The sequence below is a fragment of the Fischerella thermalis PCC 7521 genome (genome assembly GCF_000317225.1).
Classification (GTDB): Bacteria; Cyanobacteriota; Cyanobacteriia; order Cyanobacteriales; family Nostocaceae; genus Fischerella; species Fischerella thermalis.
In genome coordinates this window covers 25,308-41,413 of sequence record NZ_AJLL01000005.1, presented here as the reverse complement: position 1 = coordinate 41,413, position 16,106 = coordinate 25,308, and the positions used below count along the sequence as shown (strand labels likewise).

14 protein-coding genes are annotated in these 16,106 nt (G+C 40.5%); 8 read left to right on the top strand and 6 right to left on the bottom strand.

Features of this window, described 5'->3' with window-relative positions; all coding sequences use genetic code 11:
* The first annotated feature begins 181 nt into the window (after window positions 1–181).
* Window positions 182–637, top strand: a complete 456-nt coding sequence (locus UYK_RS0100350; RefSeq protein WP_016870689.1) for a rhodanese-like domain-containing protein — start codon at window positions 182–184, stop codon at window positions 635–637.
* Window positions 638–694: 57 nt separating this feature from the next.
* On the opposite strand, the gene UYK_RS0100345 is transcribed toward UYK_RS0100350, so the two are convergent.
* Complete coding sequence (locus UYK_RS0100345; protein WP_009459669.1) at window positions 695–1,324, bottom strand: ribonuclease H-like domain-containing protein; 630 nt, start codon at window positions 1,322–1,324, stop codon at window positions 695–697.
* Between the two features lie 117 nt (window positions 1,325–1,441).
* Window positions 1,442–2,002, bottom strand: coding sequence for a CAP domain-containing protein (locus UYK_RS0100340; RefSeq protein WP_009459671.1), 561 nt, complete (start codon window positions 2,000–2,002; stop codon window positions 1,442–1,444).
* 409 nt (window positions 2,003–2,411) lie between these two features.
* On the opposite strand from UYK_RS0100340, the gene UYK_RS0100335 reads away from it, so the two are divergent.
* From UYK_RS0100335 to UYK_RS0100310, 6 genes are all read left to right on the top strand, one after another.
* Window positions 2,412–3,161, top strand: a complete 750-nt coding sequence (locus UYK_RS0100335) for a carbonic anhydrase (RefSeq protein ID WP_009459673.1) — start codon at window positions 2,412–2,414, stop codon at window positions 3,159–3,161.
* A gap of 241 nt (window positions 3,162–3,402) precedes the next feature.
* Window positions 3,403–3,708 (top strand): glutaredoxin family protein, encoded by a 306-nt coding sequence (locus UYK_RS0100330; RefSeq protein ID WP_009459675.1) that lies wholly within the window; start codon window positions 3,403–3,405, stop codon window positions 3,706–3,708.
* Window positions 3,709–3,876: 168 nt separating this feature from the next.
* Window positions 3,877–5,376, top strand: a complete 1,500-nt coding sequence (locus UYK_RS0100325) for a UDP-N-acetylmuramoyl-L-alanyl-D-glutamate--2,6-diaminopimelate ligase (RefSeq protein WP_009459684.1) — start codon at window positions 3,877–3,879, stop codon at window positions 5,374–5,376.
* 263 nt (window positions 5,377–5,639) lie between these two features.
* Window positions 5,640–7,010 (top strand): DICT sensory domain-containing protein, encoded by a 1,371-nt coding sequence (locus UYK_RS0100320; RefSeq protein WP_009459686.1) that lies wholly within the window; start codon window positions 5,640–5,642, stop codon window positions 7,008–7,010.
* Between the two features lie 127 nt (window positions 7,011–7,137).
* The gene (locus UYK_RS0100315; protein ID WP_016870688.1) at window positions 7,138–8,313 is read left to right on the top strand and encodes an AbrB family transcriptional regulator; all 1,176 of its coding nucleotides are present in this window, start codon (window positions 7,138–7,140) and stop codon (window positions 8,311–8,313) included.
* A gap of 620 nt (window positions 8,314–8,933) precedes the next feature.
* A complete protein-coding gene (locus UYK_RS0100310; RefSeq protein WP_016870687.1) occupies window positions 8,934–9,749 on the top strand; it encodes a DUF1838 domain-containing protein in 816 nt (271 codons plus the stop codon).
* A gap of 97 nt (window positions 9,750–9,846) precedes the next feature.
* On the opposite strand, the gene UYK_RS0100305 is transcribed toward UYK_RS0100310, so the two are convergent.
* The 4 genes from UYK_RS0100305 to UYK_RS0100290 form a co-directional block, all read right to left on the bottom strand.
* Window positions 9,847–10,263 (bottom strand): hypothetical protein, encoded by a 417-nt coding sequence (locus UYK_RS0100305; RefSeq protein ID WP_009459692.1) that lies wholly within the window; start codon window positions 10,261–10,263, stop codon window positions 9,847–9,849.
* A gap of 229 nt (window positions 10,264–10,492) precedes the next feature.
* Window positions 10,493–10,762 (bottom strand): YciI family protein, encoded by a 270-nt coding sequence (locus UYK_RS0100300; protein ID WP_026086307.1) that lies wholly within the window; start codon window positions 10,760–10,762, stop codon window positions 10,493–10,495.
* 107 nt (window positions 10,763–10,869) lie between these two features.
* On the bottom strand, window positions 10,870–13,305 hold the full coding sequence (pheT, locus tag UYK_RS0100295; protein ID WP_009459696.1) for a phenylalanine--tRNA ligase subunit beta: 2,436 nt from the start codon (window positions 13,303–13,305) through the stop codon (window positions 10,870–10,872).
* 116 nt (window positions 13,306–13,421) lie between these two features.
* A complete protein-coding gene (locus UYK_RS0100290; RefSeq protein ID WP_009459702.1) occupies window positions 13,422–14,813 on the bottom strand; it encodes a response regulator in 1,392 nt (463 codons plus the stop codon).
* 601 nt (window positions 14,814–15,414) lie between these two features.
* On the opposite strand from UYK_RS0100290, the gene UYK_RS0100285 reads away from it, so the two are divergent.
* Window positions 15,415–16,089 (top strand): vWA domain-containing protein, encoded by a 675-nt coding sequence (locus UYK_RS0100285; RefSeq protein WP_009459703.1) that lies wholly within the window; start codon window positions 15,415–15,417, stop codon window positions 16,087–16,089.
* Window positions 16,090–16,106: the final 17 nt, after the last annotated feature.

Below are 16,106 nucleotides of genomic sequence, written 5' to 3'. Positions count from 1 at the left end.
AATTTATCAGCTTCATTCTCAAGAAAGAGAAATTTTAGTAGGTTTTTTAGGTACATTTTGGTCAGTCAATCAAATTCTGCATAAGTACTGGGAGACTCAAATCTGGAGGATGCCTAGGCTGTTTATATCTTGGCGTTTTCAGGCTTTGGTAAGTGCTTAATCTAATGAACTAGGAAAAATTATGGATAACAAAATTGTAGAAAATATTATTCCTTCCCAACCCCCAATTGAATCACAGTCTGACGCTCATGTATTAAAGTCTCGTTTAGAGTGGGGAGAACCTGCTTTAACAATTCTGGATGTGCGCGATCGCCAAGTTCACAACCAAGGGCATATTACAGGCGCAATGCCAATGCCATTAAATGAATTGGTAGACCGGGCTACAGCAACCATTGCAAAAAGCCGTGATATCTACATTTACGGTAGCAATGATGAAGAAACAGCCCAAGCCGCACAACTGTTGAGAAACGCTGGCTTTGAACATGTATCTGAACTTAGAGGCGGTTTGGCTGCATGGAAAGCAATTGGTGGTGCAACTGAGGGTGTTGTAGAGGCAAAAGTTCCTCCCAGTGCTGGTGCATACAATGTTGTGGATCGGATGAAAGAACACACAGAACAAGCAGAAAAAGATGTATAGATATTAGTCGATGGTCAATGTCAATTGTCAATAGACTATTGACAATTGACATTTTTATTAATGTTCAAACACATCCTTGAATTGCAACAAATCTAGGGAAACAATGGTTGGTAAACACTGAAAGCATTCTTGAGCTAATTGCAAACGTTCTTCTCGTTCCAGCATCGCGATTAATTTCTGCTGAACTTTGAGTAAGTAGCGCACATCGTTAGCAGCATAACTGAGTTGAGCTTCCGTGAGTTGAGCAGCGTTTCCCCAATCCGAACTTTGGGAACTTTTATCTAATTCTACTTGCTCTAGTTCTAATACCAGATCTTTCAACCCATGACGTGGCGTGTAAGTACGGGCTAATTTACTAGCTATTTTGGTACAAAAAACTGGATTAACGTGAATGCCAAGATTGTAACGTAAGGTAGCGATATCGAAACGGGCAAAGTGAAACACCTTAACGATATTGGTCGCTTCTAGCAATTTTTTCAGGTTAGGGGCTGTGGTTTGTCCTTTAGCAATCCGGATGGCAGTAACTTGTCCTTGGCTATTACACAGTTGTACCAAGCATAAGCGATCGCGCTGCGGTATTAATCCCATTGTTTCTGTATCAACAGCGATCGCCTCAGCTTGTAAATAATGGGATAGAGTAGTATCACTCAGATCGCGATCGCAAACTTGAAAATCTTGTAATTCCATGAATTGTTACAATCATAAATGCAGTGTCTGCTGGAGAAAAATCCTGTTAGACACTACATTATTGTAGTTGTTAGTTAGTAGTTAGTAGCAATCAATTAACAAACAACAACCAACCATCTATCGATTCCGAATGAAAATTTGTGTCAAATAGACTTCACCTTTACTATTAGTCGCAACACCAATTCCAGTCATATTGTAATTGCCTTTAATATTGATCAGATGGTCAGGACTTTTAATCCAGCCATTAACAGCTTCTGCTGCTGGATCGCTATATCCTTGGTTATAAGCAACATTTTCGGCTGCACTTGTGTAGCGAATAGGAATTGCATTTACTCGTTTTTCAAATCCTTGATGGCTAAATGGGACTTTACCTCTAGCCATATTTTGACTATGAATTCTTGCTTGTTTAGAGATATTCGCATTTAGAGTTAGTTTTTTTAGACCCAGAGAAATTCGATAGCGATTAATTTGATCAAAAACTGATTTTTCCAAATCAGTGGTTTTGAAAGCCTGGGGCTTAAGCCCCAGGCTATTAGATGCAACCTGAGATGATGGACTTAGTAACGCTTGACTTGCGAGCAAATTTTTTGTTGAAGTGTGGCCTAGTGAAGTGGTTGTTAACCCACCAGCAAGGACAAGCATACTTAAAGCTGTGCCAAAAGCAGATTGTCGGATCATGAACGATTACTTAAGTAGTGTAATAGAGTTATGAGACACGCACCCTGGATTTTTGTTTCTTGAAATACTCGCATAGTTTTCAGTATTCAAGAATTTTCCACATGTTTGCCTATCCCGATTTTGGCGTTAATTACAGTTAATTACAATCCTATAACTGTGAAGTAATTCCGAATAAAAAATGAAAAATTCAAGAAGTTCAATAAATACATAATTTGATTCCAGTATTTGCACTTAATTAAATCTACTGATTTTTCTACATTCTTACACCCTTATACCTTTACACCTTTTTTAATGAAAATTAAATAACTCTTAAATCGTTGCAATGCCTACTCTTAAAAGCTAGAAAAATTGTTATCTTCCTGGACAAATCAAGCTTGAAGCAGGTAGATTCCATTATTGAGCTAAATGAATGAGTCGAATTAATGGATTTGTTGGACGTCGTCATTTCCTGAAACTGGCAGGAGTGGGAAGTGTTGGTATGATGGCCAGTGTTGCTGGTTGTGACCTTTCTGCCAATGTCAAACAAGCGATCGCCCCCAAAAAAACTTTGACTGATGCCATAGCAGCCAATCGCAATCCAGTTAGTCCTGAACAAGCTTTAAAACGTCTACTTGCTGGAAACCAACGCTTTGTACAGCAAAAACGTCAATACCCCGATCAATCGCTAGAACGTATACGAATGATTGCTCAAGCCCAGTATCCCTTTGCTGCTATATTGGGCTGTGCAGATTCTCGAGTTCCGACAGAAATTATCTTCGATCAAGGATTGGGAGATTTATTTGTAGTGCGAGTAGCTGGTAATGTTGTCTGTGACACGGTTATAGGCAGCCTAGAGTATGCTACCGCAGTTTTGGGTTCCCAACTAATTGTAGTTTTGGGTCACAAAAGATGCGGTGCAGTCGCAAAGGCGCTTCAAGATAAACCCGTTTCTGGCAGAATGGGCTTAATCATTGAAGGTATCAAACCAGCTGTAGAAACAGCAAAATTGACTACAAAAAATTTACAAGATAATGCAGTTATAGCCAACATTAAATATCAAGCAAGCAAGTTACAAGAGAATTCAACAATTTTATCTAGACTTGTTCGTCAAAATAAGCTCAAAATTGTTGGCGCTCGTTATGACTTGGATAGTAGTAAAGTATCTATTGTTTATTCTTGATCTCTTCTCGGACTCTGAATAAAAATAGCCCTAGTCACGAACCAAAGTCTTACCAACTAATTACAGCGTTTCATTGATTCGTAGCGAAAAAATACTCTGCGTTCCTCTGTTGTTGACTCTGCGTTCCTCTGTGTTTTAGTTGCAACCAAAATATCAAGATTTTTGAATTTTGCAAAATTACTTCTAGCAAGCACAATAATAAAAGTCTGTTGCTTGGGAATGTCAAAATTGGTATAGACAAATGCGACTAATCTTATATAGTAAACCAGGATGCCATTTATGTGAGGGATTACAGGAAAAGTTAGAACAAATTGTAGAGATGGGAAATTTTCCGTCTCTACAGCTAGAAATTCGAGATATTACTACCCGTGACGATTGGTTTGGGGCTTACCAATACGAGGTTCCTGTCTTGTTTTTAGCCCATCGATCAAATAGCGCACAGGATACCCATCCCACCAATACACAAGAGAGTATGCAACTCATACCCCGTCCTTCTCCTCGTGCATCAGTGCAGCAGTTGGAAAATTTACTCCGGAAGTATCTATAGCTCTTTGTATAAAAGGGAAAATAGTGCAGAATAAAGCGCAAGCTATGGGTGAGGAACTTGAAGCTAGAGGCTATAAGCTAGCAATTTAGGATTTTGGATCAATCCAAAATCCTAAATCTAAAATTTCTTTCCCTAGTCTGTAGTCCCTTTTTTGAAGAGGTTCACAACATGAAACTGCGGGAGTTATTAGCTACTGTAGAAGGGATTTTGCATTTACCTCAACATCCAGCAATGGATAGGGAGGTAACAGGATTAACAACAAATTCCCATGCTACCAGTCCAGGAGATTTGTTTATTGGTATGCCAGGAACCCGGGTTGACGGTGGTGACTTTTGGCAAAGCGCGATCGCAGCTGGCGCTGTAGCGGCAATTATATCTCCTCATGCAGCACAAAAACACCCTCCTACAGCAGAGGCTTGTGTGATTACCGCCACAGACATGATAAAAGCCTGCGCCCAAATCGCCCAAGTTTTTTATGACTATCCAGGGCAAAAACTTAAATTGGTGGGTGTCACAGGTACAAACGGTAAAACTACAACTACCCATTTGATCGAATATTTTCTGAATCAAGCAAATAAACCTACAGCTTTAATGGGTACTCTCTATACTCGTTGGGCGGGGTTTACCCAAACTGCTGTTCATACCACACCATTTGCAGTCGAACTACAACACCAGCTAGCAACAGCTATAGCCGCTGGTAATGAGTATGGTGTGATGGAAGTTAGTTCCCACGCTTTGGCCCAAGGACGAGTCATGGGATGCAAGTTTGAAGTCGGGGTATTTAGTAACCTTACCCAAGACCATCTTGACTTCCACCGCGACATGGAAGATTACTTTGCGGCAAAAGCTTTACTATTTAATTCTGATTATCTCAAAGGGCGGGCAATAATTAACGCCGATGACGCCTACGGACAGCGATTAATTGCATCTTTAGATGCAGATCAAGTTTGGAGTTATAGTGTTAGCAATTCTACTGCTGACTTATGGATGAGTGATTTAAGTTACGAACCAAATGGTGTTAGCGGGAAACTGCATACACCAGAAGGTGATGCTACTTTTCGTTCACCCCTAGTCGGTCAATATAATCTCGAAAATCTTTTGGCAGCGGTAGGAGCAGTTTTACACTTAGGTTTAGATTTAGAATTGGTGGTATCTACAATACCAGAGTTCCCGGGGGTTCCCGGTCGCATGGAAAGAGTACAGGTGAATCCACAACAGGACATCAGCGTCATCGTAGATTATGCTCACACTCCTGATAGCTTAGAGAACTTGCTTAAAGCTTCGCGTCCATTTATTCCTGGTAAGATGATTTGTGTGTTTGGTTGCGGAGGAGATAGAGATAGGACTAAGCGCCCAAAAATGGGTAAAATAGCCGCTGAACTAGCTGATGTAGCAGTCGTAACATCCGATAATCCTCGTACTGAAGATCCAGAGCGGATCTTGCAGGACATCTTAGCAGGGATACCGGAAACAGTTCAACCAATAGTAATCTGCGATCGCGCTACTGCCATTCGTAGTGCTATTTTAGAAGCACAACCCGGAGACGGTGTTTTGCTAGCTGGTAAAGGTCACGAGGATTACCAAATTCTCGGAACCGAAAAAATCCACTTTGATGACAGAGAACACGCACGCGACGCATTAGAAGAAAGGCTAAGGGCTAAAGCCTAGATATTAGGGTCGGAGATTGGGGATCGTGGAATCAGAGATAAGGGAGATAAGGGGGAGAAAGGGGACAAGGAAGACACGGGAAGGAAGAAATTTTTCTCGCTTGTCTCCTCATGTCTGTTGTCTCATCCATAAAGAGAATTTCTGAATACTGAATCGACGTTTTAGAATTTGGAAGTTAGCAGTATAAAATATCCCCTATCCTCCATCCCCTATTTCCTATCCCCTATCTCCTATCTCCTAGATTTTCTTTATCTGCTTTACTCATGAATGTTTCTCTAGTTCGGAAACTATCAATATATCAGCTGGCTTTGGATGTACAAACGCCTCCTCCAGTTTCGTCTGTTACTCCTGCTATTTTGCTATCACTATTAAAGTCACAAATAGACTTACTAATAGAACAGCAAATTCCCGCAACTTTATGGGTAAAGCTGCCACCAGGAAAAATTTGGCATTCAGAAATTCAGTATTACCAACAGCAATTAGGTAATTCTGGATCTGTTTATCATTGTCATTTTGGGGAGGTAGAAATAGGGGGAGTGGATAGAGAAAATATCAAACCATTTTCCTCATCTCAAAAAGGTCTGCAATTCTTGCCAAATCAGAGGCAGCGAGAATATTTTTTGATAGTGTTATCAGCAAAATTTTGCAGCTTAATAGTAGCTGAACGAGCTATTAAAAATCATAAAACTTTATTAACAATATCTACTTTTGAACCAAAGATCATCCAGCAGGTATTGGATGGTATTAAACAGGCAATAGTGCCAGAAGACTCGGCGATCGCACCAGATCATTTGATTTGTGCAGGTGTGTCTGAACCAGCATTGATGAGTCGATTGTTGACAAAGCAACTCCAACGCCAAGATGAAATTAACCGCCAAATTGTTTCTAAACGGATTGCCAAGATAGAACGGCAAAAACAAGCACTACACAAGAGTTTGCAACTCAAAGACGAATTCTTAAGCAATGTCTGTCATGAACTGCGTACACCTCTGACGCATATGAAGACTGCTTTAAGTCTGTTAAATTCGCCTAGCCTCAAAAATCCACAGCGCCAGCGCTACTCCCAAATGCTCAACACCCAATGCGATCGCCAAAATTCCCTCATTCATGGTGTATTGGAACTGGTACAAATCGAGCGCAATTTAGAAGCAATGAACTTAGAAGCAGTATGCTTAGCAGACATTGTACCTGGAGTAGTTAGTACCTACCAGCCTCTAGCACAAGAAAAAGGCATTATGCTAGCCTATACCGTACCTACAGAACTCCCTGCTGTTTGGTGTGTTAGTGGAGGACTGAGGCAAATTGTCATTCATCTACTTTCTAATAGCATCAAATACACTCCCAATGGAGGTCAAGTTTGGGTGTGGGGAAGGCTTCAGGGCGATTATGTTCAATTAGAATTTCGTGATAGTGGTATTGGTATTAGCGAAAGCGAAATTCCCAAAATATTTGACCGCTTTTATCGTGTGCGTCCCCTACTATCAGAAGATCCTGGTGGTGCAGGCTTAGGTCTAACAATTGTACAGCAACTACTACGAGGCTGTGGTGGCTCTATTTCTGTAAAAAGCAAACCTTCCGAAGGTTCCACTTTTACAGTTCAGTTAGCGGCTGTCGTGGAAAAATATAGTAAGTAGAAGAGGGAGTGGGGAGTAGAGAAATAATTATTAACCACTAACCACTAACAATTAACAATTTTCACAGATGCATGTGTTGTGCGATCGCGCTAGTTTGGTTACTAGTCGATTTAAGAAACACCTTTTAATGAATCAAAATTTAATTGTTGTTCCTCATCAGGAGGATAGCACGACAACGAATCCTATTGTTAGCCAACAACAGCAATTGATCAAGCAACTCCAGATCCTGAGTGCAGAGCTACTTTTGGCTATACCCTTTGGTTTTGCTCTGTTTCACTTCAATTTTGGTGGCATTGCTTGGATCTTTGGCGGAATTATTTCTGGTGCGGCGATATTCCAGACATCCCGAATTTTTTATAATTATTTGCCCAAACCTAACCGGACTGCTAGAGAGATTGGAATGATATTAGTGGGCATAACTATCGGTGCTTCTAATGCCCATGCTAATTTAGCCAATATTAGTGCTAGTGCTCCAGTTTTTGTTTGCCTCACGTTGTTTTTACTACTGTGTGGAGGTTGCATTGGCTACATTTATTCCCGTTTGAGCAAAACCAATCTTTTGACAGCAATGCTAGCTACAGTTCCTGGCGGTGTGGGGGTAATGTCAGCTATCGCAGCAGATTACAATAAAAATGTCACTTTGGTGGCATTAGTACAAGCACTCCGGATAACAAGCGTAGTTTTTCTCATACCCTTAATTGCTAGAGTCACAAATAATACCTCAGTTCAACCACCAATATCCTCTGCTATTGAGCCATACTCTTTTGAGTTACTCTTCTTGGTGTTGGTAATCAGCACCTTAGCAGTTTATATAGCGAAATTCCTGAAAGTTCCTGCTGCCCCTTTTTTTGCTTCATTATTAGTAGGAATGGCATTTAATCCAATTCTCAATTGGCTACCTTTTATAGATGATATCTCTTTTACCCCACCACTTGTAATTAAGTTACTAGGTCAAATGTTGCTGGGAATTACTATCGGTGAGTATTGGGGTGAAAAACCTACCTTCCAAAAACGAACTATAGGATACGCCATCATTTCAGTTGCGATGACTCTTGCTGCTGGGGTAGCCGCTACTTTACTTGCCATGCAATTAACGTCTTGGGATTGGCTAACTTGTCTGTTGGTGACAGCACCTGGAGGATCTGCGGAAATTATCTTAGTTGCCTTGACATTAGATCATAATGTAGAAATCGTGACAGCGGGTCATGTTGTGCGGCTAATCGCCATTAATAGTTTTCTACCGATTGGGATTTTTCTGTTTCGTTATTTTGACAATCAAGAAGGAAGGAGAGAAAGCGTATAAAACAAAGTATTTATTTGAACAACACCAACAGATAACACAACCACATCCCGGTAAATTTATTTGTATCTATCAGTGTGTATCTGTGTAAATCAGCGGTCATTTTTTAAAACATAGTTACGCCAATGTGAATTGAAGAAGCAATATAAGGGTTTTTGGCAAGTGTCCAGAGTTTGATTTGATTAACGAACACCGATGAACACGGATGAACACAGATAGATTATCGGTGTGTATCTGTGTTCCATGAGTGTACCCTACAAGCCGCCCTTGGGGGCGTCTACGATTCTAAAAACATGATTTTTGCTATAGTTTTAATTCACAATATATTGATATTAACTTGAGTATCTCGAACTAACTGAGTAAAATATTACACAAAACTTAGTTAAGTTCTGAAAACTCTGCGACCCTCTGCGTATTCCTTTGCGTCCCCACCGAAGCTTTGAAGTTCCCTCCGGGACGCTGCTTTGTAGACGCCCGTAGGGCGGCTTCTCGTAGAGTACGCCCCAAGCCCTAGCTCAAACTTCTCTCTGCGTTGAAAAACACTCAAGTTTTACCCAAAAGTGTGCTGAAACAAAACCTTCACCTAAAAAGGTATTGTTTAATAAGTAGTCAGGAGCCACAAAATGGTTGCCCAAAATCAAGAATTAGAAGCCTCATACTGGGTGAAAACTCGCTCTTCACTTGATCCTGCTGAATCAAGCTTTTTAAGCTGGACAGGTAAGATATACGCTTTTGTTCCAGGTGAAAAACGCACACTCTTATTTAAAATGGTTGGTATGAGTGTAAGCAGATGTATCCCCACTGAGGCGGGTTGCTGGGATTTTACCTCTAGAGAATTGACTTATTACCTTAACCCCGAAACAGAAGAGATTTTGCATAGATGGGATAATCCCTGGACAGGGGAAACAGTTCCAGTCATGCACGTTGCGAATAACCCAGTGCAAGGTCATTTTAAAGGCAAGTTTCCAGCCCAGGTAGATGATGAGAGTACAACTTTTGTATTTGATATCTTTCCTACTTATCCCAACCCCTTAGTAGAAAATACAAAATTAGCCGAATATAGTCCCCAACCTACTTATCAAGCCGCAGAGTTATTTAAAATTACTGTTCCCACTACAGATTTATTCAATTTGGAATTACCTTCAGTTTCTCAACTGAGACTAAGTTGGGATAGGATTGGCCAATGGCTACCTTGGATGAAAATGGGCGATCGCTCTGGTTATCTTATCTACAGTGCTTGTGGTAGCAAGGTAAAAGGCTTCGACGAATTACCGCAACTACTCAAAGACGAAATCAATACTCGTGTTCCTCTATACAAAAAAGCTCCGAAATCCTTTTTAGATGTCGAAGACATGACTTCTTGGCTTTACTTCCAACAAAATTTAGATGCATATTTAGCTGGTGAAAGATTCCCTCTACCAGCAGCAGAAGAAAACTAACACTAAATTTGATGTAGAGTTTTCCTTTGCATAAAACACAGGACTTTTACGAGGGCGCATAGTCGTGCGCCCCTAATTTAGGCATGTAATTTTTGAATTACTGCCTTTTGCCATTGGTGAGGACATTGATTGCTCCACCTGCGGCTGCACCATCAATTGCATCACCAAGAACATGTCTGGTGTTACCGCGAAGGATTGTACCAGTTACTGCACCCGCAGCTGCGCCTACTCCCACATCTTGAACCACATTACGGTTTTGACGGTTTTTGTACTGACGTCTAGTACCATGAACGGCGTTGACAGCAGCACCAGACGCCGCACCTTTGATAGCATTGTTGACGACAGAACCCCGTCCTCTAATAGCGCCAGAGACTACGCCAGCACCGGCTCCAATACCGATATCTTGTAGTATGTATTCATCAGCAGCAGCAGGTTTAGCTGGTACAAAGGTTGCACCAACTAAACTTGTAGCTAGTAAACCGGGTAAAACTGTGCGTTTAAAAATCTTGTTCATAGACCTACCTTCTCAACTAAACATCAATGATAAAAAACAGTCGAAGTTGAGACAGTTTTGTTTGACCACGTTTTTAGTCTAGGCAATAGCAAATTTTTTTGCATGAGAAATCTTTCATGATAACCGTACAAAAAAATGAGGTAGTAGAAGAATTTTAGAGATAATTTGTTCCCCCAAGCTTCTGCATTTCTGGAAATACACCGCTGTCTACTACCTTTTGCCTTAATATTTAAAACGCCTGAATCCACTCTTTGATAGAGTATTCAGTCCAAATTCCGTTTTGCCAATAGGGGTCATTTTCTACTAATTGACGCACAATATCTTCGTTGTCGGCTTCGTAAATACCAAAAACTTTTGTTAAATCTTTGGTGGGGCCAATAGTAATTAGTACACCAGATTCTTTTTGTTTTGCTAATCCATCTAGATGAGCTTGACGATAAGAGGCGCGTTTTTCGAGGACATCTTCACAGTAAGTCCCCCACATGATGTATTTAGTCATATTTGTTGATAGTTGGTTGTTGATTGTTGATAGTTGGTTGTTGATTGTTGTTTGGATTTGACTGAGATGATCCAAACAACTAACATCTAACAACTAACAACTAATAATTAACTTCTCAGAGCAACACCAAATTTTTCGACCAATGTATCACGGACTTTTTGATGCACGGGTTCAACTTCTGCATCAGTGAGAGTGCGATCGCTGGCTCGATAAATGAGGCGGAATGCTAAACTCCGTTGTCCTTGCGGTACGTGTTCGCCACGATATTCATCAAACAGTTCTACAGATTCGAGTAAATCTTTACCTGCTTTAGTAATTGCTTTTTCAATTTCGGCAACTGTCACCTTAATTGGTGCAAAGAAGGCAATATCTCTATCTGTAGCTGGATAGGTAGAATAAGGCTTGAATGTGGGCACGATAATTTCATCTTGATCTAGTGCATCCAACAGCACATCTAAATCTAGTTGAAATACGTAAACTGCTTCTGGCAAGCTTCTTTCGTGTCGCAGTTGGGGATGTAACTGCCCAAAGATACCCAATCTGTTACCCCGAATCCACAAAGAGGCGGTTCTACCTGGATGCAAACGCTCATCATGGCAATCTGGTTGATACTCCACCTCCAAACTCAGGCGCTGAAATACGCTATCCAAGGTGCCTTTGGCTTCGTACCAAGTCATGGGTTGCTCACGCCCACTACTTGTCCACTTGTTAGATCTGCGATCGCCTCCCAAAATCCCTGCTATGGCATCTGCTTCTTGCAAGCCGTTTTCTTCTTGCCAGAAAATTCGCCCAATTTCAAATCCATTGAGCGCCCCATTGCCTTGTTCTAAATTATACACAAAAGCATCAATCAACCCAGAAAGTAAATCTGTGCGTAGGGCTGAATACTCTACAAATAAAGGATTTGCCAGCAATATTTGTCTATTTTCCCCTGGCTTGACTAAGGAGTAGTGCATTAATTCTGTTAAACCTTCTGCCCGAAAACATGCGCGTAGCTGACGCAGCATGTCTACATCAAAAGGCAAATAACCTGCTCCTGACTTTTCTGGCAGAGTGTCGCAGAAACGATTATAGCCGTAGAGACGGGCAATTTCTTCGATTAAATCAATTTCCCGTTCTAGATCGCGGTAACGGTAGGGTGGTACTGTCACTGTCCATTTGCGATCGCCGATACTCTTGAGTTGACATCCCAAGGCAGTCAAGGTACGCTCTACATCTTCAGCTTGTAGTTCTCCGGGTTGTTCACCTAAATCAACAGGTCCCAACACCTGATTCACCCGATCTAAACGTAGTTCAATTGAACGTGTCCAAGTTGATGGATCAGGGCGGCTGTCAGAAATTTCCTGAGTCACCAGACTTCCTTGCGCAAGTTCGGTAATTAGAGTCAAGGCGCGGCGTGTTGCTATTTCCAAGCCAGCACTATTTATACCCCGTTCGTATCGAGATGAAGATTCACTTCTTAACCCTACACTCCGGGAAGAACGGCGAATGACTACGGAATCAAATAAAGCTGCTTCTAATAACAGGTTTTGCGTACCTTCATGGACTTCACTTTCTTCACCACCCATCACACCAGCTAAAGCAACAGGTTGATCGTTGGCGGTAATCAGCAAGTTCTGGGTGGAGAGGGTGCGAGTTTGCCCATCTAAGGTTTTGAGGGTTTCTCCGGTGTTAGCAAAGCGCACACCAATGGCTAGTTTTTCGCTACCGGCTATAGAAACAAGGCGATCGCGATCAAAAGCGTGTAGTGGCTGTCCCCATTCCAACAATACATAATTAGTAATGTCCACTACATTATTAATAGGCCTAACTCCCGCAGCTCGCAAACGCTGTTGTAACCAATCAGGAGAGGGAGCAATTTTTACCTGTTCGATTACTGTACCAATATAGGTAGGGCAAGCTTGGGTATCAGCTACTTTAATAGCTAAATTTCCCGCACCTTGGGGAACCGAAACTTCATCAGGCTCAGGAATCGTCAATTTTGCACCCGTCAGCGCTGCAACTTCCCGGGCTATACCCACCATACTTAGAGCATCAGCACGGTTAGCAGTCGCAGTCACATCTAAAATGACGTCATCCAAACCCAACAAAGGACGCACATCACTACCTAATTGCAGATTCTCTTGGGTAAAAACATGAATTCCATCTACATCACTTGGCAAACCCAGTTCTTTTAACGAACAGATCATGCCATTTGATGGGACACCACGCAATTTTGCAGGTTTAATTTTTAAATCAATATTTGGTAGATAAGTGCCGACTGTAGCAACTGGTACATAAATATCAGCCCGGACATTGGGAGCGCCGCAAACAATATTTAGAGTTTCTCCCGTACCTATATCAACTTGACAAACACTTAATTTATCAGCATTGGGATGGGGTTGGCGCTCAAGCACTCTCCCAATCACAACACCATCAGCCCAAGTGCGGCGATCTTCAATATCTTCTACCTCAAACCCTGCCATTGTCAGGGTTTCTGCTAATTCTTCGCTTGCTAGTTTTACCTCAACTAGTTCCCGCAGCCATTTAAGAGAAATACGCATGGAATGTGTGCTTGTGCGAAATCAGATCTGAAATTCAGAATGCAATCACTATTTTAGAATTAATCGACAGGATTCCTCAATTCTACGCAAATTCACCACTCTATAAATTTTGTGCATCAAGTCAAATGCATAAACACCATTTTGAGTAAATCTGCACGTGTAAATGGTTTTGTTAAATAACCCGATGCACCTACAAATCTAGCTCTAACTTTATCTATTATTCCCTTGCTACCTGTAACCATCACAATCGGAGTCTCTTTAAACATCGAGTTATTACGGATAATGCGACATAATTCATAACCATCAATTCCTTCCATGTTCAGATCCAATAAAATCAAGTCTGGTTTGTGTCTAATTACTGCCATGACTGCTTTGAGTGGATCGCTGATTGTCACTACAGAAAAATTTTCTTCTTCTAAAAAACGACTAATTTCTTTGAGAAATGTTGGACTATCATCTATAGAAACAATTTTATATTTTTTGCGAATATTTGCAGGAGCAGGAGTAGCTTGTTTTAGAGTAGAGTTGACGTTAATTGGACTTGTGAGTTCTTGTAGCTTTTTTCTTCTTGCCTGAGTGATCTGTGCTAATTGTTGAGAATGTGTGTGAGATTCTGTATCACTGTTTTCTATTGATGATATGTCTATTAATTCTTTATTTTTTAATGTATTTATATGATTATTTTCTATTACTTGCTCAAAAGTTTTCGGTAATTTATCGAAAGGTGGGTCTGGTTCATGCAATAAAATTGAGCCATTTAAAATATAAGGATACAGAGTTTTTAGCACATGTATTTCATCTTGATTGATAATTACTGCCAGATGACGTAGGCTAAAACCCTTTATCCATTCAGTTATATTTTGCTGTATTTCTGGTAAATTGGTTTGTGAACTGAGGGTTTTCACCCGCAGATATGGACGCTGATAAGGTGATGAAATATGTGGTGCAAAAGACTGCCAATCTTGCAACCTCCCTTGACAACGTTCTATCAGTTTTCCAACATCTAGTCTACAAATGATTGGCATTCGCTCTGGATTTTCTTTTAATTCATAATTACCTTGTTTAATTAATAAAAAGGATTCAATGACTTCTTTTGCCAATTCTTGAATCAGTACAGCTGCTTGGGTAGGGTTAAGATGTTTTTGACTAACTAACCAGCAAATAGCTTGATATTCAGCAGGACGTTGATGACTGATAGATTCTTCAGAATTTGAACTATGGTATTCTATGGACTGATTATAGGAATCGGGTTCAAATAGCAGACGTAATTGGACACGAATTTCGCTGGTCAGGGTAGGAATGCGATGACTGAGGCGACGCAAATGACGTTCGAGTCTATCGAAGGGTTCGATGGAATGGGTAGCAAATGTAATTTTGCCCTGGTCAATAAAAATAGACCAGGTAACTGAGTTACTCAAGGCTTGTAAACAAGTGCTGTCAGAACAGTTGGATAATTGTCTTAACAAACTTAGAGGATGTAGATTTGTGAATGTGCCGTAATTATTCATTTCCTTAGAGGATTTACGGGGAAATAGCAGTTTTTTTGTGCATTTGCATTCTGCGCAGAATGTTGCATCTTGTTATTTCTAATTTCTTTACACAAAAATTTTTTTGACTTGTCATGTATATCTTACAAGCTAGAAAAGCTACTCTCAGGAGAGTTGTTAAATTTTGTATAAGTAATAGAGCAAGTGTTTTATATTTTTGTTTTGAGTGATTCTGTATTTTTATACAAATTCCCTCAATATTGATGAGAATGCTAATAATGCTTAATTACTTTTATCTAAACTATGAATCTTCTACATGAAATCTTTAAAATATCCTGTTAGCTCAGTTACGCAGTTATTGTATTCTGTAGATTATACGTATAAGTTATTTTAAATTAAGCTTCTAAAGATAATGCCAAACCTGAGAACTTCTCTTTTTCACCACTAACTCCAAGGGAGTACTTTTGAAAAAAAATTACGTAATTTGGCAGTTGCGAATTGTTTTATAACTAGTAAACTATCTAAAATCCAAAGACATCTAGGTAGTCTTACCAACTCTAGAAACTATATACTTTGAGATCCAGGAAAATAATAGTTTGAAGCTGAATATAACACAAAAGTTATGACCGATACATTAAGACTTGATGAAGTCGTTGAGTTTGCTGAGAACCCAGAACCCCGTTGTCCTTGCGTGTTACTACTTGATACCTCTGGTTCAATGCAAGGTATGGCAATCAATGCCCTAAATGAAGGATTACTGAGTTTTAGGGATGAGTTAATGAAAAATTCCTTAGCTTCCAGAAGAGTAGAAGTAGCAATAGTTACTTTTGATAGCCATATCAATGTCGTACAAGACTTCGTAACTGCCGACCAATTTAATCCGCCCATACTAACGGCGCAGGGATTGACAAATATGGGTGCTGGTATCCATAAAGCTTTGGACTTGATTCAAGAACGCAAAGCCCAGTATCGTGCCAATGGTATTGCTTATTATCGCCCTTGGGTATTCATGATTACTGATGGAGAACCACAAGGTGAAGCAGATAACTTAGTCGACCAAGCAGCAAAAAGACTGCAAGCCGATGAAGTGAATAAACGTGTTGCTTTTTTTACGGTAGGTGTGGAAAATGCTAATATGGCACGCTTAAGTCAAATTGCTGTGCGTACCCCCTTAAAGCTAACGGGATTAAACTTTGTTGAGCTGTTTGTCTGGTTATCCGCCAGTATGTCAGCGGTTTCTCATTCTAAAGTAGATGAGCAGGTGGCACTACCTCCGATTGGTTGGGGTTCTGTTTGATGTAAGGTTGCATCTTT

Excerpts from the sequence above, each read along its gene's own strand:
- UYK_RS0100350 (WP_016870689.1), top strand. The coding sequence starts at position 182 with ATGGATAACAAAATTGTAGAAAATATTATTCCTTCCCAACCCCCAATT.
- UYK_RS0100345 (WP_009459669.1), bottom strand. The coding sequence starts at position 1,324 with ATGGAATTACAAGATTTTCAAGTTTGCGATCGCGATCTGAGTGATACT.
- UYK_RS0100340 (WP_009459671.1), bottom strand. The coding sequence starts at position 2,002 with ATGATCCGACAATCTGCTTTTGGCACAGCTTTAAGTATGCTTGTCCTT.
- UYK_RS0100335 (WP_009459673.1), top strand. The coding sequence starts at position 2,412 with ATGAGTCGAATTAATGGATTTGTTGGACGTCGTCATTTCCTGAAACTG.
- UYK_RS0100330 (WP_009459675.1), top strand. The coding sequence starts at position 3,403 with ATGCGACTAATCTTATATAGTAAACCAGGATGCCATTTATGTGAGGGA.
- UYK_RS0100325 (WP_009459684.1), top strand. The coding sequence starts at position 3,877 with ATGAAACTGCGGGAGTTATTAGCTACTGTAGAAGGGATTTTGCATTTA.
- UYK_RS0100320 (WP_009459686.1), top strand. The coding sequence starts at position 5,640 with ATGAATGTTTCTCTAGTTCGGAAACTATCAATATATCAGCTGGCTTTG.
- UYK_RS0100315 (WP_016870688.1), top strand. The coding sequence starts at position 7,138 with ATGAATCAAAATTTAATTGTTGTTCCTCATCAGGAGGATAGCACGACA.
- UYK_RS0100310 (WP_016870687.1), top strand. The coding sequence starts at position 8,934 with ATGGTTGCCCAAAATCAAGAATTAGAAGCCTCATACTGGGTGAAAACT.
- UYK_RS0100305 (WP_009459692.1), bottom strand. The coding sequence starts at position 10,263 with ATGAACAAGATTTTTAAACGCACAGTTTTACCCGGTTTACTAGCTACA.
- UYK_RS0100300 (WP_026086307.1), bottom strand. The coding sequence starts at position 10,762 with ATGACTAAATACATCATGTGGGGGACTTACTGTGAAGATGTCCTCGAA.
- pheT (WP_009459696.1), bottom strand. The coding sequence starts at position 13,305 with ATGCGTATTTCTCTTAAATGGCTGCGGGAACTAGTTGAGGTAAAACTA.
- UYK_RS0100290 (WP_009459702.1), bottom strand. The coding sequence starts at position 14,813 with ATGAATAATTACGGCACATTCACAAATCTACATCCTCTAAGTTTGTTA.
- UYK_RS0100285 (WP_009459703.1), top strand. The coding sequence starts at position 15,415 with ATGACCGATACATTAAGACTTGATGAAGTCGTTGAGTTTGCTGAGAAC.